This window comes from Vibrio chemaguriensis, from assembly GCF_012275705.1.
Taxonomy (GTDB): domain Bacteria; phylum Pseudomonadota; class Gammaproteobacteria; order Enterobacterales; family Vibrionaceae; genus Vibrio; species Vibrio diabolicus.
Map to the genome: position 1 here is coordinate 286,183 of NZ_SHOE01000002.1, position 23,709 is coordinate 309,891.

At 45.2% G+C, this 23,709-nt stretch carries 21 protein-coding genes; 10 read left to right on the top strand and 11 right to left on the bottom strand.

What is annotated here, in order from left to right:
* Positions 1-4: 4 nt before the first annotated feature.
* A complete protein-coding gene (locus EX191_RS03580; RefSeq protein ID WP_193447146.1) occupies positions 5-997 on the top strand; it encodes an ABC transporter ATP-binding protein in 993 nt (330 codons plus the stop codon).
* Complete coding sequence (locus EX191_RS03585; RefSeq protein ID WP_193447147.1) at positions 997-2,793, top strand: aminopeptidase P family protein; 1,797 nt, start codon at positions 997-999, stop codon at positions 2,791-2,793. The genes EX191_RS03580 and EX191_RS03585 overlap by 1 nt, the downstream gene beginning before the upstream one ends.
* Before the next feature lie 161 nt (positions 2,794-2,954).
* Here EX191_RS03585 and EX191_RS03590 read toward each other — a convergent pair whose 3' ends face one another.
* Positions 2,955-5,399, bottom strand: a complete 2,445-nt coding sequence (locus EX191_RS03590) for a collagenase (protein ID WP_193447148.1) — start codon at positions 5,397-5,399, stop codon at positions 2,955-2,957.
* Between the two features lie 301 nt (positions 5,400-5,700).
* On the opposite strand from EX191_RS03590, the gene EX191_RS03595 reads away from it, so the two are divergent.
* Complete coding sequence (locus tag EX191_RS03595) at positions 5,701-6,135, top strand: hypothetical protein (RefSeq protein ID WP_193447149.1); 435 nt, start codon at positions 5,701-5,703, stop codon at positions 6,133-6,135.
* 121 nt (positions 6,136-6,256) lie between these two features.
* Here EX191_RS03595 and EX191_RS03600 read toward each other — a convergent pair whose 3' ends face one another.
* The 7 genes from EX191_RS03600 to EX191_RS03630 all read right to left on the bottom strand — a co-directional run bounded on the left by EX191_RS03600 (position 6,257) and on the right by EX191_RS03630 (position 14,067).
* Positions 6,257-7,105: an ABC transporter permease gene (locus EX191_RS03600; protein WP_005393492.1), complete on the bottom strand. Its 849-nt coding sequence runs from the start codon at positions 7,103-7,105 to the stop codon at positions 6,257-6,259.
* A 2-nt stretch (positions 7,106-7,107) separates the two neighbouring features.
* Positions 7,108-8,388, bottom strand: a complete 1,281-nt coding sequence (locus EX191_RS03605) for an ABC transporter permease (protein ID WP_193447150.1) — start codon at positions 8,386-8,388, stop codon at positions 7,108-7,110.
* On the bottom strand, positions 8,385-9,506 hold the full coding sequence (locus EX191_RS03610; protein WP_048626301.1) for an ABC transporter ATP-binding protein: 1,122 nt from the start codon (positions 9,504-9,506) through the stop codon (positions 8,385-8,387). The genes EX191_RS03605 and EX191_RS03610 overlap by 4 nt, the downstream gene beginning before the upstream one ends.
* 73 nt (positions 9,507-9,579) lie before the next feature.
* Complete coding sequence (locus tag EX191_RS03615; protein ID WP_005377851.1) at positions 9,580-10,494, bottom strand: dihydrodipicolinate synthase family protein; 915 nt, start codon at positions 10,492-10,494, stop codon at positions 9,580-9,582.
* Between the two features lie 56 nt (positions 10,495-10,550).
* Complete coding sequence (gene lhpI, locus EX191_RS03620; protein WP_193447151.1) at positions 10,551-11,525, bottom strand: bifunctional Delta(1)-pyrroline-2-carboxylate/Delta(1)-piperideine-2-carboxylate reductase; 975 nt, start codon at positions 11,523-11,525, stop codon at positions 10,551-10,553.
* 87 nt (positions 11,526-11,612) lie between these two features.
* Positions 11,613-12,686: a polyamine ABC transporter substrate-binding protein gene (locus tag EX191_RS03625; RefSeq protein ID WP_017633955.1), complete on the bottom strand. Its 1,074-nt coding sequence runs from the start codon at positions 12,684-12,686 to the stop codon at positions 11,613-11,615.
* Between the two features lie 124 nt (positions 12,687-12,810).
* Positions 12,811-14,067 (bottom strand): NAD(P)/FAD-dependent oxidoreductase, encoded by a 1,257-nt coding sequence (locus tag EX191_RS03630; RefSeq protein ID WP_193447152.1) that lies wholly within the window; start codon positions 14,065-14,067, stop codon positions 12,811-12,813.
* Between the two features lie 109 nt (positions 14,068-14,176).
* Between EX191_RS03630 and EX191_RS03635 the strand changes: the two genes are divergently transcribed.
* The 6 genes from EX191_RS03635 (at position 14,177) to EX191_RS03660 (ending at position 20,702) form a co-directional block, all read left to right on the top strand.
* Complete coding sequence (locus EX191_RS03635; protein ID WP_193447153.1) at positions 14,177-15,178, top strand: 4-hydroxyproline epimerase; 1,002 nt, start codon at positions 14,177-14,179, stop codon at positions 15,176-15,178.
* A gap of 21 nt (positions 15,179-15,199) precedes the next feature.
* Entirely contained in the window at positions 15,200-16,732 is a 1,533-nt protein-coding gene (locus tag EX191_RS03640; RefSeq protein WP_193447154.1) for an aldehyde dehydrogenase (NADP(+)), read from the top strand.
* A 152-nt stretch (positions 16,733-16,884) separates the two neighbouring features.
* The gene (locus tag EX191_RS03645) at positions 16,885-17,559 is read left to right on the top strand and encodes a GntR family transcriptional regulator (protein ID WP_005377862.1); all 675 of its coding nucleotides are present in this window, start codon (positions 16,885-16,887) and stop codon (positions 17,557-17,559) included.
* Between the two features lie 30 nt (positions 17,560-17,589).
* On the top strand, positions 17,590-18,354 hold the full coding sequence (locus tag EX191_RS03650) for a transcriptional regulator (protein ID WP_193447155.1): 765 nt from the start codon (positions 17,590-17,592) through the stop codon (positions 18,352-18,354).
* 364 nt (positions 18,355-18,718) lie between these two features.
* On the top strand, positions 18,719-20,311 hold the full coding sequence (locus EX191_RS03655; RefSeq protein WP_193447156.1) for a S41 family peptidase: 1,593 nt from the start codon (positions 18,719-18,721) through the stop codon (positions 20,309-20,311).
* A gap of 70 nt (positions 20,312-20,381) precedes the next feature.
* Entirely contained in the window at positions 20,382-20,702 is a 321-nt protein-coding gene (locus EX191_RS03660) for a hypothetical protein (protein WP_005397755.1), read from the top strand.
* 72 nt (positions 20,703-20,774) lie between these two features.
* Here EX191_RS03660 and rlmF read toward each other — a convergent pair whose 3' ends face one another.
* Together rlmF and EX191_RS03670 are read right to left on the bottom strand one after the other, a co-directional pair.
* A complete protein-coding gene (gene rlmF / locus EX191_RS03665; protein WP_193447157.1) occupies positions 20,775-21,902 on the bottom strand; it encodes a 23S rRNA (adenine(1618)-N(6))-methyltransferase RlmF in 1,128 nt (375 codons plus the stop codon).
* Entirely contained in the window at positions 21,889-22,404 is a 516-nt protein-coding gene (locus EX191_RS03670) for a M48 metallopeptidase family protein (RefSeq protein ID WP_054867354.1), read from the bottom strand. The genes rlmF and EX191_RS03670 overlap by 14 nt, the downstream gene beginning before the upstream one ends.
* Positions 22,405-22,542: 138 nt before the next feature.
* Between EX191_RS03670 and EX191_RS03675 the strand changes: the two genes are divergently transcribed.
* A complete protein-coding gene (locus EX191_RS03675) occupies positions 22,543-22,773 on the top strand; it encodes a glutaredoxin family protein (RefSeq protein WP_005377871.1) in 231 nt (76 codons plus the stop codon).
* Between the two features lie 27 nt (positions 22,774-22,800).
* Here EX191_RS03675 and EX191_RS03680 read toward each other — a convergent pair whose 3' ends face one another.
* The gene (locus tag EX191_RS03680) at positions 22,801-23,670 is read right to left on the bottom strand and encodes a LysR family transcriptional regulator (protein ID WP_136976270.1); all 870 of its coding nucleotides are present in this window, start codon (positions 23,668-23,670) and stop codon (positions 22,801-22,803) included.
* Positions 23,671-23,709: the final 39 nt, after the last annotated feature.

Consider the following 23,709-nt stretch of genomic DNA (forward strand, 5'->3'; position numbering starts at 1 on the left):
CGTTATGAATAAAAAAGAAGTCCTCATGTCTGCTCGTGATTTAAACGTCCACTTTCCTGTGTCGCGTCACCTTATTCCAAGTCGACGTAAAATCGTGAAAGCGGTCAATGGTATCGACTTAGATGTTTATCGAGGCGAAACACTTGGCATTGTGGGGGAATCAGGCTGCGGAAAATCAACGCTTGCACGCGCCTTACTTCGCTTAATTGAACCTACACATGGCGAGTTGACTTGGAAAGGTCAAGACATGCTCGGGTTTAGTAAAAAAGAGCTTTCCTCTCGACGCAGAGAATTTCAGATGGTGTTTCAAGACCCATCCGCTTGTTTGAATCCGAGATTAACCATCTCAGAATGCATCGCCGAACCACTGCTCACCCACGAGCCGCAACTTAAACGGGCAGAGGTAGAAAAGCGAGTCATCGCTATGATGGATAAAGTGGGTCTCTTGGCGAGCCAGCGAAACCGCTATCCACATGAATTTTCCGGAGGTCAATGCCAGCGTGTGGGCATTGCCAGAGCATTAATTCTCAATCCAGATTTGGTCGTGTGTGATGAACCCGTTAGTGCGCTAGATGTCTCCATACAAGCTCAGGTCATCAATCTTCTAGACGCTCTTAAACAAGAAATGGGGTTAACACTGGTAATGATTGCGCACGACTTAAGCGTGGTGCGCCACATCAGCGACCGCGTTATGGTGATGTATCTTGGTAAACCTATGGAAGTAGGACGTTACGATAAAGTATTTGATGATGCACAACACCCCTACACCAAAGCACTGTTATCCGCTGTCCCGATAGCTAATCCGCAATTAGCACGTGACCGTGAAATACAACTATTGCCCGGCGATCTTCCTTCTCCACTTAACCCACCGAGCGGTTGCGTTTTTCGTACTCGATGCCCAGAAGCCACAGAAGTATGCGAGCAACAGAACCCAATAAAAACAGGCTCGGAGCAGCATCATATCTATTGCTCAAATATGACTTTAGGAACCATTTAATGAACAATACTAACTCAGTAAACCAACGCCTTACGTTATTGCGTGAGGCAATGTCCTTTCACAACGTGTCTGCATATATCGTGACCAACAATGACCCGCATAACAGCGAATACTCAGCGGATCATTGGTTAGCGCGAAGCTGGATTTCAGGTTTTACCGGCTCAGCAGGCGATGTCGTCATTACCCAACAAGGAGGTGGCCTTTGGACTGATGGTCGTTACTATATTCAAGCTGAAGAACAGTTACACGGCACAGGACTTGAACTGTTTAAAGCCAAACAACCAGAAACGCCGACAATTGCCAAATGGCTGGCTACCACGCTCCCAGAAAGCAGTATTGTCGCAGTTGACGGGCGCGCCATCAGTTACGCTTTTTATCAAGGCCTCAAACAAGCCTTTGAAGCGAAAAACATTAAGATCATTCTCGACCTGGATTTACTCGCACCGATTTGGCTTGAAAGACCACCTCGCCCAAGTGCACCCGTATTCGAGCACCCCACCGCTTTTGCTGGCGTTGACACAGAAAATAAGTTAGCGAGAATCCGTTCTTGGTTAACCGAGAACCAAGTAGATAGCTTATTAGTGTCAACGCTAGATGATGTCATGTGGACAATGAATATTCGAGGTGGTGATACGAATTATTGCCCAGTTTCTGAAGCGTATCTAATCGTAGAGCAATCACTTGCGACACTGTTTATTGATAAAGCCAAACTGCCTCAAGACGTTGAAAGAGCGCTGACCGAGCAGAGTGTACACATTCGCCATTACAACTACGTAAGCCAGTATTTAAATCAGCAATGTGAGGGATTATCGCTCGCTTTTAGCCCGACCCACACAGACAGCTTATTGGTAAGTTCGATTGAACGGAATGTGAATCTAAAGCCAATGGCTTGCCCTGTAACGGCAATGAAGGCCATAAAAAATGCGACCGAGCTAACTAGCCTAGAACAGGCATTAACAGACGATGGTGTGGCAATAGTAAGGTTTATGAACTGGCTCGAAGAGCAAGTTCCAAGCGGACTCGTTACAGAATTGTCTGCTGAGGCACAACTGAATCACTATCGCCGTCAAACCCGACATTATGTGAGTGACAGTTTCCGCACTATCGCAGGCTTCGCAGCTCACGGGGCAAAAATGCATTATGCCGCCGATGAAGAAAGCAATGCGGCAGTCAATGAAAGCAACTTCTTTCTCGTAGATTCTGGTGGCCAATACCTTGGCGGGACAACAGACATCACCCGTACTTTCCACTTCGGGTCACCGACCATTAAGCAACGCAAAGATTATACCTTGGTGCTCAAAGCGGTCATCCGACTGACTCAGACTCGATTCATGAAAGGCTCTACGGGTGCCAATCTTGATATCATGGCGCGTGGCGTCTTATGGCAACATGGTATTGATTACAAGTGCGGCACTGGACACGGCGTAGGCATTTGCTTGAATGTTCACGAAAGCCCACAAAATTTCTCGCAAAGCCACCACGAGGTTGAGCTAAAACCGGGTATGGTCATTACTAATGAACCAGGCGTTTATCGCGAAGGTGAGTACGGGGTAAGAATAGAGAACATTCTTAAAGTTGTAGAAGTAGAACAAAATGAGTTCGGCACGTTCTACGGTTTTGAGACCATCACTCTTGCTCCAATTGCGACCAACGCCCTTGATTTATCAATGCTAGATCAAGCAGAGCTAGACTGGCTTAATCATTACCATTCACGTGTCTATCAGGCGCTTAGCCCTTTTCTTGATACGCAAGATAAAAACTGGCTGCAAAGCACAACCCAACTTATTGAGAAATAGGATATAAGCCAGTTTTATAACGTTTTCATTTTCATCTCAAACTCCTTGTTTGCCAGCCTTCGGGCTGGTTTTTTTTATAGAGATAACGGCGTGAAAAACAAAAACGCCCCGCGATGTTAGCGAGGCGCTCCACTTAGTTTAAATGACGTAGTTAAATTGCCCTACTGACGACACTTCTGAACATCAAAATCAACGACGATGGCGGCATTCTCAAAGTCACCAGAGACTTTAACGTAGCCCCAGTAGTTACTCTGATTTGACAACGTAATACACTCTCCATTACCGATATTATCTGACCATCCGTGAAGATTAGTATCATCCGGCCAACCAGAGTTACTGTATTCAAGCTTTAGGTTGCCCGTACCATTCCCCGTCGTTATCGCTAGGTTTGAGCTCTCATTCACCGCTGGTACGCTCAGCCAAATGGTTTGTTGATTTGCCAAGCAAACTGGTTTTCCTGCTGTTAAGCGCCCACCGCTTACTTTACTTTGCACCGCGCAGTCTTGTGGCAATGTGTCATTACCGCCCAACGTTGAGATAAAAACACTATGAGTGGCGGTTGCCGTCAAGCCTTCACTGTCTGTAACACTTAGACTGACCGAATACTCCCCTTCACTCCCATATTGGTGCGTCGGCTTGGTTTGTGTACTTGTCGAGCCATCACCGAAGTCCCATAAGACGCTGACGATCTTCCCGTTTGGGTCTGTACTGTTTTCACTGCTAAATGTAATGCTTTCACCGACTTTCCCCTTACTGTTTGCGGTTATGACTGCATTAGGTGCACCATTTGAGACAAGGGCTTGCTGCCACTGCTCAAACTCACTTTGATACAAATTCGCCCATTGGGTGATCGTGGCCTTGTAATTGCTCCAATTCCCTTGGCGTGTTTCCACCAGCATTTGGTTTACGTCATCTTTATGATTTTCAAACATAAAACGTACAGCTAAGTACCCCCAACGATAAATTCGATCGACATCAAACCCATCATAAGTAGTCTCGAAAATCTCACTTAAGGTATATGTCGAACCGTCTAGAATCGTCTCAAGTGCTGCTTGGTTGTCATTTTCTTGAGCGACATACTCTGCAATGCCTTCACTCCACCACACTATTTTTTCAGTTGGATGACTAAACCCTCCATAGAGATCAAATCGACCATCTAAGTAATGCACGTATTCGTGCTCTACGTTCCAGACAAAGTGATCCGCGTTCGCATAAGAGGCTTCATAAGCAATAAAGTTGGGAATATTCCCCGGCTGGGAAGGATCACCCTCCAAGTACATACCGCCATTGTCAGTACTAATATCGAAAATTGGCCCTGCGTACTTACCATAATCGGTGCTTGAATCGAAGATATTAACTTGGAGCTGAGTATTGTGGTCATCTTTTACTGGCTGTTCACCAGTTTCTAATGACTGATGAAAGTAACCCTCTTCGTAGCCCATTTTAGAACATGCGGCCGCGTGTTGCTCTTGCGTCATATTCTGAGACAAAATTCGGATTGTCGGGCTACAAGTATAAGTTTGCGATAGCACCAAGCCTTTTAGCTCAGTTTCGAAATTACAAATTCCGAACTCACTACAATCTGCGTAATATGAGGCGGTGTCCGCCGCCGCAAGCCAAACCGCGTCACCCCGACCATACATTTCATACTGTTCAAAGATTCGACTCAGCTGACTCTTCACAACAGAACTCGCGTTACCCGTATACTTGGTCAGACGCCCGAGCTCTCGCCCCGCATTCGCGGCCATAAACTCATCTTCAGCACCGATTGATGACGCCCTTAGAGCAAAATCGCCTAAAGCTTTGGCAAGGTCTGTTTGGTTACCAATTACTTGCACAAATTGCTCGTTCCACTGCCCACCAAACAAAATAGTGAAAACACCGTTAACCGCATTGCGCATATACCAGTGCTGGGCGTATTGATCATTCCAACGAGTAAGCCACTGGGTCACTTGCGGTAAGTACGCGTGCTGCAAGCCCGCACTATCCATAGTGATGATGACCTCACTAAGCACTTTGCCGTGACGGTCGCTGTTCTCGTAGAAGCTTGCGTTGTTAACAAACGCATCCACTGATTCTTTCACCGCTGGGGTGACCCATTCAATAAATGAGATGTTGTCATTGTAAAACTCGGCGTAATAACCCGCGCGTAAGTATAAGAACAACGTTTCTAGTTCATCGCTCCCGCCACCCGTATACCCCTTCGCCAACGTCGTAGTGTGCTTAGCGATGTTGTACATATGATCGGAGCTAAATACCGACTCTTGAATCCGACTTTCAGCAGAGAATAACTGGTTCACACACGTCGCGCCCTGACTTAAAATTTCGCTGATCAATTGGTTACTACTTTCGGTAATCAATGCCTCCAAATCACAAGCAGTGCTCGACTCATCAAGGCTTTCAAGTGACTGTACTCGAGTTACCTTAGAGGGCTGAATTGGGAGAGTTGCGGTTGGTTGGTATTCAACTCGATTGGATTCAACACCGTGTGTATGAGCCGAATGTGCATGTTGCTCTGTAACTTGAGAAACTGGCTCGCTTAACGCAAATACGCCAGTGCTGGTTAATGTTGTCGCAATCGCGACACTCAAAATCTTCAGTTCCATCTAATTTCTTCTATATTGAGTTTTCCTTAGATGCATTACGTCTTTTGCATCGCCACTGCCCTTATTACTGCAAGAGCATCTCCATATAATCTACTCGCAAGACAAGAAGAAACATTTTGTTAACAACTGGATGTGGCGGTATCAGTTTTTGGTACTCGATTTGCCGTTGAACGAGCTTGCCAGAAATCGATTTGCTTTAGTAATATTGATCAACTAGTTGTTTATCTTTCCATTCAAATATCTTTTATTGCTCCTCACAAAAGCTATAAAATGGTTCTTTTCTTTTTGCTAAACAACTCCTATGACCGACGCTGATATCGAGCTACAACACCTTTGGTTAGAAGTCCAAACCGAACGCTGGCAAAACCTGCCACGCTTTTTATTCAGTTACTACTGCTACAAGCACAACCTTGTCAGTAAAACCAACAAAGTTTGCTGGGAGACGGCACGTGCAAACCTGCCCGCTTCAACATCAATAAAAGAGCGAAAAAAGGCGGTGGTTGAATCGTTAGTCCCTGAGGAAACCGTCGTTGGGTTATTGAAAACCATCAGCAAAGATGGGGAAATGACGTTTGACGTGATGGTAACCACACTTAATACGTTTTTGCACTATGTTGTGATTAGCAAGGAAGAAAAAGCGCAACTTAAATCAAACATGCCAGCTAGTTGGTATCAGCAATCGAACAAGTCGCCTTTGGCACGTTTCGAGCAAGCTGGCATTAAGCTACAAGAGTGATATGTCAGTCATCGATGACGACAAACACAAAAGAAAAGCGCCTACAATGAGGCGCATTTGATCAAAAATTGAGGTGCCCCCTAAACAAAAGTGCAAAGTGACCAACAAAGAAAAAGTCTGGTCATTCTTGAATGCCTCGAATGCGTACATTACGCCTACGTAGAACTTCTAAAGTCACGAGCAAACACACCGACATAAAAATCAGCAACGTAGCGACCGCCAATATGGTCGGACTAATTTGCTCTCGAATTCCTGACCACATCTGCCTCGGAACGGTTTTTTGTTCTGCCCCAGTCAGGAATAACGCCACCACAACCTCGTCGAACGATGTGCCAAAGGCAAACAAGCCGCCAGAAATCATCCCCGGACGAATCAGCGGAAAGGTAATGTGTCTGAAAGTATAAACAGGGTTTGCTCCTAAGCTAGCCGCCGCTTTTACCAAGCTATGGTCAAAGCCGCTTAACGTCGCAGTAACGGTAATGACGACAAAAGGCGTACCTAACGCAGCGTGTGCCAAAATGACGCCTAGATAAGTTTGTGATAAGCCAAGACGTGTGTAGAAAAAGTACATCGCAGCAGCAGAGATAATGACTGGTACGATCATAGGTGAGATCAACAGCGCCATAATCGTATTGCGAAAAGGCAAATTACTACTGGCTAAACCCAACGCCGCCAGAGTTCCTAGCCCTGTTGCAACGAGTGTCGCCATAAAAGCAATGAACGTGCTGTTTTTCAGCGCCAACAGCCACTGATCACTAGTAAACATTTCTTGATACCAGCGAGTAGAATACGCTGCCGAATCAAGGTTTAGCATCCCCTCGGTAAAAGTAAAGTAAGGCGTTGCATTAAACGATAACGGGATGATGGTCAGAATCGGAGCGATTAAAAAGAACAGCACCAACCCACAAAAAACTAAGTAACCTGCGTAAGCGACTCGCTCTACTTTTGATGCATAGTTTGGTAATGCCATGGTTATCCCCCTACCTTAAGGTTGTTAATGCCAACCACACGGTTGAACATATAAAACAGAACCAGTACAACGAACAAAAGCAGTCCACCCAATGCGCCAGCCATCCCCCAGTTCAGTGATGTCTGCATATGATAGGCAATCATATTGGATATCATCTGTCCGCTTCTTCCACCAACCAAAGCGGGCGTAATGTAGAAACCAATAGAAAGAATGAAAGTGAGCAAGGCCCCCGCACCTATCCCTGGTAACGTAAGCGGCATATAAACTTTCATGAACGCAATGAAAGGCGTCGCGCCTAGAGAACGAGCTGCACGGAAATAAGTTGGGCTAATTCCTTTCATTACGCTATACAGAGGCAGGATCATAAACGGCAACAGAATGTGAACCATAGACACCACCGTTCCGAAGGTATTGTGAATCATCTGAATTCGTTCGGAAGTAAAACCCGACCAAATAAGGAGATCATTAATGACCCCTTGGTTTTGCAGCAGAACAATCCAAGACGTGGTTCTGACTAATAATGACGTCCAAAATGGCAGCAGTACAATGATTAAAAGTAAGTTCGCGCGCTTATCAGGTAAATTGGCAAGCAGGTAAGCAACGGGGTACGCCATCACCAAACAAATTAAGGTGATTGAAATAGACATCCAAAAAGTTTTAAAGAAAAGGTCGACGTATATTTGGCGTTTTTCTGGTTGGGGCTCAATGTCTCCAAACTCATTCACTTGCAAGTCTAGCGCAGCAAGATAATGACTGAATGTTAGTGCGCCACTAAGATTCTTAAACGCCGCCCAATATTTAGGATTAGTCCATCGCTTATCAAGCTTGGCCAACTGTGTCACCGAGCTAGGCAGCGACGCCAAACGAGACAACTTTCTACCTGTTTTCATCAATAAGCTGCGCATACCAGACACTTCAATATTCATCCGGCTGGCTATTTTCGGTAGCTCTTTGCTTTGATAAAGCGCAAGTACTTCAACAGAGAATGTCTCAATGACTTCTTGATGAGGCTGACCTTGATAATCCCAACTTTCTAAGGCTTGAATAGTTTGTGGGAGTGACTGGGATATTTCTCGGTTATCCACGCTTCGATAAAGCATGTCGAGGATAGGAAAAGCAAACGTAAGCAGAATAAAACACACCAATGGCGTTGTGAGCATAATGGAGCGAAGCTTTTTTCGGCGCTCCGCCTTTTGCAACTGCGCTTTCAGATTGGTTTCTTGTTGATGAACTTGACGTTCGATTTCCAATACAGAATCTAATGCGGTTAGCTCTCGACTCATGCTGCTACCTCGCTACTTTGAGTTTGTGTCCCATCAAGAGCATGGCAATCGTCACTTTGCCAACCAATACGACAAATTGAGCCAGGCGTTAACTGCAAGTGTTTACGATTATCGTTAGGTACTTTAACGATGAAGTGACCAACGCTCTCTACTTCGACGACCAAACGATAATGATCACCGTGATAAATCAATTCTCGTAGGACGCCTGAGACTTGGTTCTCACAAGACGCTTTCTCTGGTTGAATAACAATCTTTTCTGGTCGAATGGAAAGTGTTGTCCTCTGCCCTTGCTCAGATACTCTGACAGGTTTCGCAGTAAATAACTCTTTCCCAACGAGCACTTGGCAATACTTTCCGTTCCACTCTTTGACTAAACCTGAGAGTTGGTTGTTTTCTCCGATAAACTGCGCCACAAACGTATTACTCGGAGATTCATAAAGCTCGGTTGGTGTCGCGAGTTGTTGCACTTCGCCGTGATTAAAAACCGCAATACGGTCGGACATAGTGAGAGCTTCGTCTTGATCGTGCGTCACATACAAAATGGTGATGCCAAGCTTTTCATGCAAATGTTTAATCTCCATCTGCATTTGCTCACGCAGCTGCTTATCTAATGCGCCTAGCGGCTCATCCATCAACACGAGTTTAGGTTCAAACACTAATGCTCGCGCTAGCGCAACACGCTGTTGTTGACCACCTGATAACTGCTTTGGGTATCGAGTCGCAACATGCTCAAGCTCGACCATTTCTAATACACTCTGAACTTTGCTTTGAATCGTGTCACTGTCGAGTTTTCGCACCTTCAAAGGAAACGCAAGATTCTCAGCAATAGTCATATGTGGAAACAACGCATAGTTTTGAAACACCATACCAATATCGCGCTTGTGCGGCGCGAGATGATTAACGGGAACGCCATCGATATAAATGTCTCCACCGGTCGCGGTTTCAAAGCCCGCTAGCATCATTAAGCAAGTAGTCTTTCCCGATCCTGACGGCCCCAACATAGTAACGAACTCTCCAGGAGCAATATCTAAGTTGAAGTCTTTCACCACCAAATTCGTACCATCGTAGGTTTTCTTAACGTGTTGAAAGCTGACATAGTCCTTGTTTTCCGTGCTCATGACTTCCCTCTTCTCATTTTTTGAATATTACGAATGAGTAGAGCGTCAGTTAACGCTCTACTAAACAGCACAACTACAGATTGTATTTGGATAGGTCTAAGCGGGTTTCTAACGCATGTTCAACCATTTGAATGACTTGTTGACGCTCTTCACCTTGTAAAAGTTGGCGTGGCGCACGAACTTGTTCAGATCCACGTCCGCAGACTTGCTCGGCCAGTTTAATGCACTGAACCAGCGTAGGAATGGTGTCTAAACGCAGTAGCGGTAAGAACCAACGGTAGATTTCTAACGCTTCAGCATAACGACCTTGGCTTGCCAGTTTATAAATCGCGACGGACTCTTCTGGGAATGCGTTGGTTAAACCAGAAATCCAGCCGGTCGCACCTAGCATCAATGATTCAAGAGCGATGTCATCAACACCGCTGAACACGGTAAAGCGGTCATCAAATTTATTGTAAAGCTCAGTGATACGACGAGTATCAGTGGTCGACTCTTTGATAGCCACAATGCTTTCAAACTCAGCCAGTTTCGCCATGATATCGAGGTTTACATCGACACCATAAGCAACCGGGTTGTTGTAAATCATGATTGGCATTTCTGGCGTTGCTTCTGCTAGCGTGCGGTAATATTCGAACGTTTCGCTCTCAGACGTGCGGTAAACCATGGCAGGCATCACCATACAACCATCGATACCAATTTTGTACGCATCCTGCATGTAATCAACAGCTGCTGTGGTAATAGACTCTGCTGTACCAGCAATCAAAGGCACACGGCCATTTACGACTTCTTTTGCCGCTTGCAAGACCTGGCGTTTCTCCTCCGGGTACAACGCGCAGTTCTCACCGACGGTACCCAAGCAGATAATGCCATTCACACCATCTTTAATTTGGTTATCTATAACGGTTTGCGTTGCGTCTAAGTCGATTGACTGATCTTGACGAAATTGCGTACTGACCGCCGGATAAACACCTTTCCAATCAATTTTCATGAACTACTTTCCTTATATGTATATTGTATGCAATTTAAATGAACGAGCAAAAATGCTCAGGCATGGCTATCTATGCCATTTTCTAACAACACCGCCTTTACAGCGGCCAAATCAGCCAAAGCACTGCCAACTGATTTGTATAAAGTAATGACCTCATCGTTTTGACGTCCTGAGATTTGTTGGGCGCAAAGCTGCGGTAATTCCCCTTTGATATCGTCTGACGTGAATACGCCCTCTTGAATTGGAATGAGAAGATCGCCCGCTTCGGCTAATACGTTAATGCGGCTATCGACATACACCTGTGCTCGTTGCACTGCTTCGGAGTCGCATTCACGCTTATCCAAATCATGATTACCGACCAAATCAATATGGGTGCCCGGATGCACGTCCGCGCCATTAAACAAAGGCTCAGCTGATGCGGTAATACAGCTGATGATGTCAACGTGTTTGATAACGTGGTCCACATTTTCAACGACTGAAACGCGAAACCGACGCTCATCAGGAAGCGACTGATACTCTGAAGATGACACAATGGCATCTACCGTCGCCTCGGCTTTGTCTGGGTTGCGCCCCCAAATGTAAATCTGCTTAAGTGGGCGAACCGCAGCGTATGCCCACGCAAAATAAGGCGCAAGATTGCCCGTTCCGCAGATCAACAGACGATCAGCATTGGGGCGCGCTAAATAGTCCGCTGCCAACGCAGAAGCTGCGGCGGTGCGCCAAAACGTTAAAACTTTACCGTCCACGAGTGCGATCGGCTCACCATCGTTTCGTTTGAAAACAAGCAGCTTAGATGCAAGCGTATCTTTTCCTTGCTCGGGGTTATGCGGGAAATACGTAAAGGCTTTCACCGCAATCAACTCCTGGTTCCAAGCTGGAAGTAGCGCAAACGCCTCGTATTCTCCCTCTTCTAAGGGCATAACTCGGCGTTGAGGTATTGTCGCTGGCCGCGAGTACATTTCACGCATCGTTTCAATAAGAGACTTCATTGTTAAACATTGCGCGACTTGCTGTGCTTCGATGACTTTCATCATTTCTCCGAAAACATAAATACAGTTGAGGAAAAGTACGGAACCTCTCTTATAGATGAAAACTCGGCCCCATACACAAATTAACGCCTAATTAAGCAGCCAGGTATTGAACTCTTCATTTAGTTCATCCGCGTAGTCTGACCACCATTCATCGTTAATCAGGAAGGCGGTTTGGAAGTTTTGAGGTGCGGTAGGAAGGTTCGCTAAAATGTCTGGGTTCACCTCCGCCGAAGAGGATTTACGCGTAGGCCCGTAGGCAACGTACTTAGCTTGATCAGCTAATGGTTTTGTTCCTGAAGAAAAAGCGATGAAGTCCAATGCAAGCTTTGTGTTCTCACTCCCTTTAGGTATTGCCCATCCATTCATGTAACCCATTTGACGGTCCCATATAATCCGAAATGGTTGACCCTCATCTTTACGGGCATTGTGAATTCGGCCGTTAAACGCCGAGGCGATCACCACTTCTTTGTCTGCAAGCATTTGAGGTGGCTGGGCTCCTGTTGTCCACCACAGCACTTCTGATTTGATCGTATCCAACTTAGCAAAAGCACGCTCACGCCCCGCTTCGGTTTCGAGCAGGCTGTAGACCTCTTCTGGCTTTACACCATCAGCCAATAGTGCCCACTCAAGATTGCCCTGAGGTTGTTTTTGCAATGCACGTCGACCTGGAAAAGTTTTTAGGTCAAAAAGATCGGTCAACTTGCTAGGCAAAGCCTTACCTTTAAACGCGTCTTCGTTCACCGCTAATACTGTGGACACAACGATGGTATTGATTGCGCATTCGTGAATCGCACCATCAATGAAATCCTCTTGTGCTGGTGTTCCATCTGCGCCCGGAGGCAAAATACTTGGGCTCACTGGTTCTAATAGCCCTTCTGCACAACCACGAACAATGTCCGGCTTGTCGAGAGAAACCAAATCCCAGCGCACGTTGTTCGCTTCCACCTGCGCTTTAATTTCGGCTAATCCGCCGCTGAAATCCTCGGATACGATCTCTACACCTGTTTTTTTAATGAAAGGCTTGTGATATGCCTCCACTTGGCTCTTGGTGAATGCACCACCCCAAGATACGACCGTCAATTTGTCTTCAGCATAAGCAGAGGTCCCCAACAGCATTCCTGAAATCAACAGCGCCAATGGTGCTTTGGTCATTCGTGACATGTTTTACTCCTTTTAGTTGTTTTTCTGGAGGCATCCGAGTACGGCTGTTGGACACCAGTTTTTGTTAAAATTAAGTTAACATTAGCATTTAATATATTTTATACAATATTTAATATTAAATTTTTCAGGCAAATCGTTGTAATGAAAAAGGTGAAAGATCAATCGATGTCGGCTTTCCTTCGATAAGCTCTAAAAGGAGATCTGCCGTAATCGCCGCTTGAGTTAATCCAAGGTGTTGGTGGCCAAATGCCAGTAATACATTTCCATCCCAAATGCTATCAATAACCGGTAACGAGTCGACTGTTGAAGGCCGATTACCCATCCACTTTTCTCCTTGCTTGAGTGGATGTAACCCCGATTCAAACATCTCATCACCTAACTGAAAAAGCATTTCTGAACGTTTCATATTGGGTGGTGACTCTACATCGGCATACTCAACAGTGCCTGCCAAGCGTAGCCCACCAGACATCGGAGTCATGATGAATTTTCTATCGGCAGAGCTAATAGGAAATGGCAGTACATCATGCTTGTCGTCCACCATTAGGTGATAACCTCGCTCGGCTTGAATAGGCACTTTGACTCCGGTTAGCTGCCGTATCAAAGGCTTAGAATGTACACCAGCGGCAAGAATGATTCGGTCAAATGAATACGTTTGAGATTCAACCAGCACCTCGCCATTTTTCGCCAACGCAGATACACCTTTTTGTAAAACCTTACCGCCAAGAACTTCAAAAGCTTCACTTAGCTCAACACAGAGCTGATAAGGGTCTAGCGTATGACCTGTATCGGGAAAAAAGACGCCGATACAAACCTTATGGCTGAGATCAGGTATCCGCTCTCGAATCGCCTCTTGTGTCCAAACTTGATACGCCACACCGTTTTTAGCCAGTGAGTTAAGCGTACTTTGGTAGTCTTTAAACAGTTTCTCGTTTTCAAAAGTGAGCAATGAACCATTCATTTTTATTAGATGTGCTTTTCCGATTGAATCAAGCACGTCACGCCAACTTGCCACTGACCGCTCGTTAAGACTCTTAATCGCGTTTTTTGCCCGCTTCGCGGCTGATGGCTTTGTTTGTAATAGAAAACGAATCATCCACCCGATAGTGCTTGGAATATCTTGCCAACGGATCGAAACCGGACTTTTGGGATCTAGCAGCATTTTAGGTAATTGTGGAAGCAGCGCTGGCGTTGCAAGAGGGAAGATTTGCTCAGTCGCGATATGACCTGCATTTCCCTTAGAGCATCCATTCCCCACGCCATTGGGATCAAAAGTCGTGACTTGATAACCTTGCTGCTGCAACTTCAATCCAATTGATAAGCCGATAATCCCCGCACCTATCACGGCGATCCTTTCCTTTTTGGTTTCATCCTTGACCAACATAAATATGCTCCGAGTCACACTTGAAAACGTAGATTGTATACAATATATTTTACATTACGTTAACATCACTATTGTTTAATTCAACCATTTTTTCAGCAAGGAGCGAAAAATGAGACAAGGAACTTTTTTCTGTATTGATGCCCACACCTGCGGCAACCCAGTTAGGCTGGTAGCAGGTGGTGTGCCTCCACTCGAAGGCAATACCATGAGCGAAAAGCGCCAATACTTTCTGGAGCATTATGATTGGATTCGTCAGGCACTCATGTTTGAGCCTCGCGGCCACTCAATGATGTCGGGGTCCGTTGTCTTGCCTCCTTGCAGCGATAACGCAGACGCTTCAATTCTGTTTATTGAAACCAGTGGCTGCTTACCAATGTGTGGCCACGGCACCATTGGAACCGTCACCACCGCTATCGAGAATCGCCTTATCACTCCCAAAAAAGAAGGTCGTTTGATACTTGATGTCCCAGCAGGACAAATCGAAGTGCACTACCAAACAAAAGGTGACAAGGTCACGTCGGTAAAGATATTTAACGTACCAGCTTACCTTGCCCACCAAGACGTAACCGTGGACATAGAGGGCTTAGGTGAGCTCACCGTCGATGTTGCTTATGGCGGAAACTATTACGTAATCGTCGACCCTCAAGATAACTACGCCGGACTTGAAAACTACTCTCCAGATGAAATTTTGATGCTTTCTCCAAAAGTTCGCGAAGCGGTATCTCGAGCGGTTGAGTGCGTACATCCAGAAGATCCAACAGTGTGCGGTGTTTCTCACGTGCTATGGACCGGAGAGCCCACTCAAGAAAACGCCACCGCTCGAAATGCTGTGTTTTACGGCGACAAAGCGTTGGATCGCTCGCCATGTGGCACGGGCACTAGTGCGCGCATGGCGCAATGGCATGCAAGAGGCAAACTCAATCAAGGGGAAGACTTTGTTCACGAAAGTATCATCGGCAGCCTATTTCAAGGACGTATAGAAGGCATTACCGAAGTGAATGGCAAAGCCGCTATTTTGCCAAGTATTGAAGGATGGGCACAAGTATACGGTCACAACACGATATGGGTAGACGATGAAGACCCATATGCGTACGGATTTGAAGTTAAGTAATAAGGATAGTAAGGAAGAATGATGAACCCACAAGAACCAACCACTTTTTACGCAGTCAACGCCTTTACTGGTGAGCCTCTACCCACAGCGTTTCCGGTACATGGAGAGCAAGAAGTTAATCAAGCCGCCTCAGCCGCCCAAAACGTTGCGCGTGAGTTTCGCCAACTAAGCAATGCAAAGCGAGCGAGCTTACTTTGCTCTATCGCCTCTGAATTGGAAGTGAAGAGTGAAGAAATCGTTGCTCGTGGTCATTTAGAAACTGCCCTTCCCGAAGCACGTTTAAGCGGTGAAATAGGACGTACCGCCAACCAATTACGACTATTTGCCGAGGTTGTGAGCTCGGGTAATCACCATCAAGCAATTTTCGATACGCCAAACCCAGACCGTCAACCACTGCCGAAACCAGATATTCGTCGTCAGCAAATCGCAATTGGCCCTGTCGCCGTGTTTGGTGCGTCTAATTTTCCGCTCGCATTTTCTACGGCAGGTGGTGATACGGCTTCGGCACTGGCAGCTGGCTGTCCTGTGATTGTAAAAGGCCATACCGCCCACCCTGGCACCAGTCAACTTGTTGCTGAGTGTATTGAGGCTGCACTTGAGAAAGAGTGCTTACCGCAAGCCATCTTCACGCTATTGCAAGGCAACAAACGCGCACTTGGCCAAGCACTCGTTACCCATCCAAAAATTAAAGGGGTTGGTTTTACAGGCTCAGTCGGTGGTGGCCGTGCGCTGTTTAACCTAGCTCAGCAAAGACCAGAGCCAATCCCCTTCTATGGCGAACTAGGGGCGATTAACCCAACATTTATTCTCCCTTCAGCCATACGAGCAAACGCATCATTGGCTGAAGAGTTTGTGGCTTCTATGACTTTGGGCTGTGGACAATTTTGTACAAAACCAGGCGTTGTATTTGTCTTGAATAGCCCAGAAACGCAAGCCTTTATCGAAACTGCTCAAGGGTTAATTCGACAACAATCAACGGCCACTTTGCTAACGCAAGGAATCCGAGAAACGTATGAATCAGAAGTTAACAAGCGAGCTTCCGAAACGGGCATTAATGTAACTCGCTCTGAACAAGCAGAAGTGACCAATGTCGCACCAGTACTGTTCGTGACGGACAGTAAAAACTGGCGTAAAAACCCACAATGGGAGGAAGAAATATTTGGTCCTCAATCGTTAATCGTAATCTGTGAAGATTTCGATGACATGTTGAAACTGAGTGATTCACTGACTGGCTCGCTCACCGCAACCCTTCACGCTACCGCTGAAGACGAAGAACAAGCCAAGCAACTGCTTCCAAGTTTGGAAGAAATCGCCGGACGCCTTGTATTCAACGGTTGGCCAACTGGCGTCGAGGTTGGTTACGCTATGGTTCATGGTGGACCATATCCGGCTTCAACCAATTCTGCCTCAACATCTGTCGGGGCAGAGGCTATTCATCGTTGGTTGCGTCCCGTCGCTTATCAAGCTTTACCAGAATCTTTATTGCCGGATTCATTAAAAGCGTCGAACCCACTGGGTATTCAACGCGCCATAGATGGCAGTGTGTCCCAATAAGATCACCAAATGGCTCAAAAAGGCATCAACTGATGCCTTTTATTTCACTCTACTTCTCAAAACCTTCTTTCCTAGTTGGTTTGTGCCAGAAAAACAATAAACTACTAAAGTAAAATGGATTGGATACAATATTAATTTCACGGGAGACTTCAATGTCACAGAAACCTGTTTTTAAAACGCGCACTCAGCTCGTTGAGGAAGCAATTCGAACTCAGATCTTGAAGGGCGAGTTAAAAACTGGTCAACCTTTACGTCAAGATGCGTTAGCAAAAGAGTTTAATGTTAGCCGAATTCCTGTGCGTGAAGCGTTAGTTCAATTGGAAGCACAAGGACTCGTTAGCTTTGAACCTCACAAAGGTGCGACGGTCACTGAGCTATCTCCAGAGAAAATCAATGAGCTATTTGAACTGCGCGCTGTCGTGGAATGCCACATTTTAGAGCGTGCGATTCAAAATATGACAGACGCTGACCTTGAACGGGCGCGCGAAGTTCGCGAACGTTTCGAGTCAGTAGTGAACAGTGGCGACGAAGTAGAAGAATGGAGCAACTACAACTACGAGTTCCACAAAGCCCTATATGCGCCAGCCAACATGCCTGAAACTATGGACGTCATTTACAACTTGAACACAAAGTGTGACCGATACATACGTATGCAGCTATTGTTCACAACAGGCATTAAAAAGGCAGAAGAAGAGCACTTAAGCTTGTTTGAAATGTGCCAAAATCGCGATATAGAAGGCGCCAAGTACCTGCTGAAAAAACACATTCTAGAAGCAGGCACAGCGATTCGAAACCTGCTGCTTGAAAGGCAAAATATCAGCCAGTAAACGGAATAACGAATAAGGTGATATTCAAGGATGAATGTTGGACCAAAGTTTTTACTCGCAGCGCTACGACAAAAAATTAAAGAAGAAGGGCTTTGCTATAATTCCTTGTCAGAGAAAAGTGGCATCCCTTTATCTAGTATTAAACGCCACCTACATAATCCTGCTTTAGGTTTGGATAAAGTACTTGTTTATCTGAACTACCTGAATACCGATCTCATCGAACTCGCAACCTTAGCCAACGAGCTTCAGCACCAAAACGAGCAAATGCTAACAGATGAAGAGAGTGCCCTTTTCGTTGAGCATCCTTATTTACTTGATTTTATTTATATGCTGACTTCTCGTGATATTAAACCGCAAGAGATAGCCTATACTTACGGACTTTCTGATACAAGCTTACGATTCTATTTGCGTATCGCGGAAATTCTAGGATATGTCGAAAACTTCGGAGACGGCTTGTTTTACCGTTCTGGTCGTCGATTTATTATGGAAGAAGGTACCGCATTGGACACCTTATTCAAAGAGCGATTTCAACAAGAGTCGCTTTCTCATAACATCAACCCAGGTGTGTGTGTGGGTCGCATTAGGCTCACCGAAGAGCAAAAAGTGCAAATAGAGGACGAGCTTTGTAATAAATTAGCGAAACTTAACGCAGTTAACACTTCCAACAACGAAGGTGAACTAACAAATATATTAATGCGCTGCACTCCTGGCGCTCAGATATTTTTCGCAGATGACTTGCCGGATATTGATGGAAGCCTGTTAAAGCACGTCGCCCAATTGACTAAAATAAATTAAAACATCAGATTAAAAATTTACCCCAAACCTAGAACGCATCATTTATTCCTACCAAATCTCTAATAAGTAGAGTTTCCCGTCCCGAAACTTACTTTCTATTTAGCAAACAACAATTAGTCGACTAAGAGAACCCTCCATTTCATCTTTGTTTTTTTCCTTATTATTACGCTGAAACTACTAAGGAACTTAAGGAATAACTAATGGATTTATAAGAATAAAAGATAAACATTTTTACGTTATTTACCTCACACTCTTTAAATATAAATTTGCAGACGAACGAATTAAATTAATACATTCACTTAGCTAATAAAAACAAAAGCAAAACAGATAATTATAATTCTATTATTTATAAGGACATAGAAAAGTGAAATTTAAGTATTCTTTAGCAACGGCAGTCACTCTCGCATTATTACAAGGTTGTGGCGGTGGCGGCGGTGATGGTTCATCTACTCCGTCAACTAGCAGCGCAACCGGACCAACATGGAAAGCCGGTGATTTTAGCCAACCATCAAGCTCGTTTGTCAACCAGTGTGAAACCCCACGAGTGGGTCGAGACCCATATAACAATTATGCCGCCTATCCAGATGAATTAGGTTCTGCTTTACACGAAAAACTCTTTTTAAGAGCTTTTACTAACGAAACTTACCTTTGGTATGACGAAGTTCCTGATAATAATCCAGCAAACTACAAAACCGTGACGGATTACTTCAACACATTGGTCACCTCTGCTACTACCACGACTGGTAAACCGAAAGATCGCTTCCACTTTACCGTCCCTTATGAAGATGATATGAAATCATCGCAATCTGGTTTAGTCGCTGGGTTTGGTTTTAACTGGGCATTCCTACGTGGCGTACAACCTAGAGACGTTCGTATCTCCTATACTGAAGAAGCCTCTCCAGCTGATAGAAGCGGCATTGCTCGTGGTGATAAGCTTCTGAAAATCAATAATATTGATGTGGTTAACACCGGTAGTCAGTCCGACATTGATTTTATTAATAGAACGCTGTTTAACCCTGACATCAATCAAGATTACACCTTCACATTTGAGAGTGTTGACGGCCTAGAGAAAACCGTGACGCTTACCGCCTCTGATGTCATGACTTCTCCAGTTAAAAATGCCAAAGTGATCGCACACAATGGTATGCAGATCGGCTATCTACAATACAACTCATTTGAACCAAGCGCTCAAGCCCCACTTATTGAGGCGTTCAGTACGCTCTCGGCAGAGAATGTTGACGAGATCGTCGTTGATTTACGTTACAACGGCGGTGGCTTAGTACTTCAGTCCTCGCAAGTAGGCTACATGCTAAGCGGTGCTGGTCAGAACCGAGTCTTCAGTGAGTTGATTCACAACGACAAAGTGATGCGTACCATTAAAGATGGGGATAACATCTATCGCTTTACGAATCTAGCAATAGACTGGGCAGCACAAAAGTATTCGGACCAAATGCTGCCGACACTGAACAAAAAGCGCGTATATGTGCTGACTTCAGGAGGCACGGCTTCCTCAAGTGAACTGTTGATCAACGCTTTGCGCGGCATTGATGTTGAGGTTATCCAAATAGGCTCAACAACCACAGGTAAACCGTATGGGTTCTCAGCAGAACAAAACTGCGGCACTATGTACTACACTATTCAGTTCAAGTCAGCGAACGAGAAAAAATTTGGCGACTTCTCTGATGGTTTTATTCCTACTCCAAAGAGCCAAATCAATACCGAGCTAGGCTTAAACAATAGAGTGGAAGGTTGCTGGGTCAATGACGACCTAACAAAACCATTAGGCGATCCGTCTGAAGGTATGCTTTCTGCGGCACTAAACTACATGGAAACGGGAACCTGTCCGCCAGTCTCCCCTTCAAGTTTCAACGCCATGCCGCGTAACATTTCATCTCCGGAGTTAAGCGATCTTCGCTCTCCGCTACGAACAGAGGCAATTCATGTTGAGATCAACTAACTTTTTACGAATGCTGATTCGGGTTGCGCTTTTCTTAGGTACTTCAATTTCTTTGATAGGATGCCAAGCTATGTCACAAGAACCCGTTGAAGCATTGAGTAAAAAGAACTCTCCGGAAACAGTCATAGAGATTCAAAACGCGATCGCAGAAATCCAAGGGACACCAGCACCTAGAATCGCAAATAACGTATTTGAATCCTCACCGCATTTGTTGATTGAAAAAGGACGAGTAAAAGGGAACAACAATCAACTGTTGGATGGCAGCTATACGGATCTTCCAGACCAATATACGTTGCAGATAAGAGGTGAAACCTGTGGCTTGTACTATGCCAAAACAGATACTTTTGTCTCTCTCAGTTCACTAGATTGTGAGCCCATCATTAAGTTTTAGATCTCCCAAAAAGAGAAGCCCGCTGATATCAGCGGGCTTCCTACTTTATTGTTCAGTGTGAAACGGTCAACGTTACTTTAGTTCAATCCATGCTTTGCGCTGTTGCTTATCCATGTATGACCAAGCTACAAAGCGGCTCACTTTCTGCCCTTGACTCATTTCAACCACACGAATGGCTTTCACACCCAATTTTTCAAGCTGCTTGCGCATCGGACGGACGTTGTCTTTTTTGGATATAAGTGTTGTAAACCACAAGACCTGCGCGGCAAAAGCTTGGCTTTCATTCGCCATTTTTCGGATAAACGCCGCTTCTCCGCCTTCACACCACAATTCAGCGTTTTGACCGCCAAAATTCAACGCAGGTTTACTTGTCTTTACTTGTGCGGTTTGAGGTTTTAGCCCTTTCTTACGCTGGTTTGCTTTTAGATTATCGATTTTACGCTGGCTGCCCATAGCGGCATCTTCCGCCGAACGGTGGAATGGCGGATTACATGTCGTCACATCATAACGGTCATTCGGTTGAATGATACCGCGATAAATATTGGCATCACTGTGTTGCTGTACCAGTGCAATTTTTCCCGTCAAAACACGATTGTGCTCTACGATCGTTTGAGCCGATTGGATGGATTTTGGGTCGACATCGCTGCCCGTATAGTGCCAACCGTATTTTGTTACACCAACAATCGGATAAATACAGTTTGCTCCCACGCCAATGTCCAACGCTTTCACTTTTTGGTGCGTGTACTGACCTTTTGCTTCACCATCAAGTAGCTCTGCCACTCGGTGAATGTAATCAGCTCGGCCCGGAATCGGTGGGCAAAGGTAGGTGTCGGGAATGTCCCAGAACTCGATACCATAATACGCAGCAAGCAATGCTTTATTGAGAATTTTAACAGCGTTAGGATCAGAGAAGTTTATGGAGTCTTCCCCTTTCGGATTTTTGATAACGAATGGCTTTAACTGTGGTTCACTTTCCACGAGTTTTTTAAAATCGTAACGACCTCGATGAACATTACGCTCATGCAAACCATTCTTCGCTATTTTTATGAACTCGACTTCGCTATTTCCTGCAGGCTGCGGGGATTTGCGCGCAACTTTGTCTTTAACACGCTTCGGCTTGGCTTTATTCGCGTCTTTATTCTGAGCCGCCTTTGAAGTCTTTGGCTTTGCTTGCTTCGCGTTGTGATTATTGTTCTTCATTCAAATTCGCTTTTAAATCGAGGTAAATCATAAACAAACGAGCATCAAATTCGAGTTGGTGATACTCAGGCTCCATGTAGCAACATAGCTGATAGAACGCCTTGTCGTGGTTTTTCTCACGAGTATGCGCCAACTCATGTACCACCAGCATTCTTAATAGTGGCTCGGGCGCATCCTTAAATACATTGGCAATGCGAATCTCGTTTTTCGACTTCAGCTTGCCGCCATGGTTTCTACTGATAACACTGTGCAAACCAAGCGCGTTGTTTACCGCGTGAATTTTCTTATCGTAGACAACTTTACTGATTGGCGCGGCTTTCTTCATGTAGCGGTTTTTGATTGCCATGGCGTACTCATAGAGCGCCTTTTCGCTTTTGATTTGGTGCCTATCGGGATAACGCTTTTCGAACCAAGGAACAAACTTGCCACTCGCTATCAATGAGCTCACCTGCTCTACGATGTTTTGTGGGTAGCCTTGAATGTATCGAAGTGACGGATGCATAGAATTAACGTCTGTTATGACAAAATAAAGGCGCTCAATATACCTGAGATAAAGGACAGTTTCACCTTAGCTTTCGCCTTTCATTTATGGTGAAAGGCCGTTAAACTTCGCCTCCCAATGATAATGGAGAGAAACTCAATGAAACGTGTCGTCCTTTACGTCAAAGACAAATGCCCTCACTGCAAAGATGCTCAACGTTATCTGGATTCGAAAAATATTAACTATCGTTTGTGCAATGCTAAGATGCAACGCGGTCGCAAAGAACTTGATGCGCTTGGTGCTCGTTCAGTGCCAGTTTTAAAAATTGGTGATCGGGTAATGATTGGCTGGAACCCAAAGAACTTCGAGAAGATGTACAAAGGCGACTAGTGCTCGAACAATGAATCTGCGCAGCGTTTAAACGTAGCGCTTGATAAAGTCGATAAACGTTCGATCTGCTATTGATAAATACCCCTGCTTGCGCCAAGCAAGTGCCAGATCCAGCGTCACTGGTGGTTCAAACGGCACGCCAACAACGCCTGACTCATGTTGGGTCACCAATTCCAGTAACGCGGTAATCGCAAACTCTTGTTTCACAATACTCAAAATCAAAGGCAGTAAGTTGGTTTCGAATGATGACTTCATGGTAAACCCATGCTCCTCACTCACCTGATCCAAAAATTCACGGTGAAAATAGCCATGCTGAAACATAACCAAATCGTGTTCAAAGAACTCATCAAAAGTAAGAGCGTCTCGCTGGGCTAACTCATGCTCAGGTGAAACAACGGCGACCATTTGGCTAGTAAACAAATGGTCAGTTTCTAGGTCATCAGGCACGTTATCACAACTGATCACACCGATATCGAGTTGACCATTAAGCAGCATACGACGAATCGATTGAGTCCCAGCTTCGACCAAGGTCAATTTTAACTCCGGGAACTGGCTCTTAAACGCCATCACAATTCGTGGAAAGAAATAACTGCCCATCATTGATGGCGTCCCGAGTCGTACTTCGCCTTTCGCTAAACCTTTCAACTCATCAATCGCGAGCTGCGCGTCGTGCAACTGTTGAATCACCCGCTTGGCATGTACAAGTAGCGTTTCGCCCTCTTTCGTTAAGCTGATTTTTTTATCATCACGGCGAAATAGGGTAACGCCCAAAGACTGCTCAAACTTTTTGATAGAAATGCTTAATGCGGGCTGGGCAATATGCAGGGCTTTCGCCGCATGGGTAATGTTTCCATGTTCAGCGACCGCCAGAAAATGTTTAAGTTGTTTCGATTCCATTAGATCAAAAATATATAGTGTCCATATTTTTAATATATT

Excerpts from the sequence above, each read along its gene's own strand:
- EX191_RS03580 (WP_193447146.1), top strand. The coding sequence starts at position 5 with ATGAATAAAAAAGAAGTCCTCATGTCTGCTCGTGATTTAAACGTCCAC.
- EX191_RS03585 (WP_193447147.1), top strand. The coding sequence starts at position 997 with ATGAACAATACTAACTCAGTAAACCAACGCCTTACGTTATTGCGTGAG.
- EX191_RS03590 (WP_193447148.1), bottom strand. The coding sequence starts at position 5,399 with ATGGAACTGAAGATTTTGAGTGTCGCGATTGCGACAACATTAACCAGC.
- EX191_RS03595 (WP_193447149.1), top strand. The coding sequence starts at position 5,701 with ATGACCGACGCTGATATCGAGCTACAACACCTTTGGTTAGAAGTCCAA.
- EX191_RS03600 (WP_005393492.1), bottom strand. The coding sequence starts at position 7,105 with ATGGCATTACCAAACTATGCATCAAAAGTAGAGCGAGTCGCTTACGCA.
- EX191_RS03605 (WP_193447150.1), bottom strand. The coding sequence starts at position 8,388 with ATGAGTCGAGAGCTAACCGCATTAGATTCTGTATTGGAAATCGAACGT.
- EX191_RS03610 (WP_048626301.1), bottom strand. The coding sequence starts at position 9,506 with ATGAGCACGGAAAACAAGGACTATGTCAGCTTTCAACACGTTAAGAAA.
- EX191_RS03615 (WP_005377851.1), bottom strand. The coding sequence starts at position 10,494 with ATGAAAATTGATTGGAAAGGTGTTTATCCGGCGGTCAGTACGCAATTT.
- lhpI (WP_193447151.1), bottom strand. The coding sequence starts at position 11,525 with ATGAAAGTCATCGAAGCACAGCAAGTCGCGCAATGTTTAACAATGAAG.
- EX191_RS03625 (WP_017633955.1), bottom strand. The coding sequence starts at position 12,686 with ATGTCACGAATGACCAAAGCACCATTGGCGCTGTTGATTTCAGGAATG.
- EX191_RS03630 (WP_193447152.1), bottom strand. The coding sequence starts at position 14,067 with ATGTTGGTCAAGGATGAAACCAAAAAGGAAAGGATCGCCGTGATAGGT.
- EX191_RS03635 (WP_193447153.1), top strand. The coding sequence starts at position 14,177 with ATGAGACAAGGAACTTTTTTCTGTATTGATGCCCACACCTGCGGCAAC.
- EX191_RS03640 (WP_193447154.1), top strand. The coding sequence starts at position 15,200 with ATGAACCCACAAGAACCAACCACTTTTTACGCAGTCAACGCCTTTACT.
- EX191_RS03645 (WP_005377862.1), top strand. The coding sequence starts at position 16,885 with ATGTCACAGAAACCTGTTTTTAAAACGCGCACTCAGCTCGTTGAGGAA.
- EX191_RS03650 (WP_193447155.1), top strand. The coding sequence starts at position 17,590 with ATGAATGTTGGACCAAAGTTTTTACTCGCAGCGCTACGACAAAAAATT.
- EX191_RS03660 (WP_005397755.1), top strand. The coding sequence starts at position 20,382 with ATGTCACAAGAACCCGTTGAAGCATTGAGTAAAAAGAACTCTCCGGAA.
- rlmF (WP_193447157.1), bottom strand. The coding sequence starts at position 21,902 with ATGAAGAACAATAATCACAACGCGAAGCAAGCAAAGCCAAAGACTTCA.
- EX191_RS03670 (WP_054867354.1), bottom strand. The coding sequence starts at position 22,404 with ATGCATCCGTCACTTCGATACATTCAAGGCTACCCACAAAACATCGTA.
- EX191_RS03675 (WP_005377871.1), top strand. The coding sequence starts at position 22,543 with ATGAAACGTGTCGTCCTTTACGTCAAAGACAAATGCCCTCACTGCAAA.
- EX191_RS03680 (WP_136976270.1), bottom strand. The coding sequence starts at position 23,670 with ATGGAATCGAAACAACTTAAACATTTTCTGGCGGTCGCTGAACATGGA.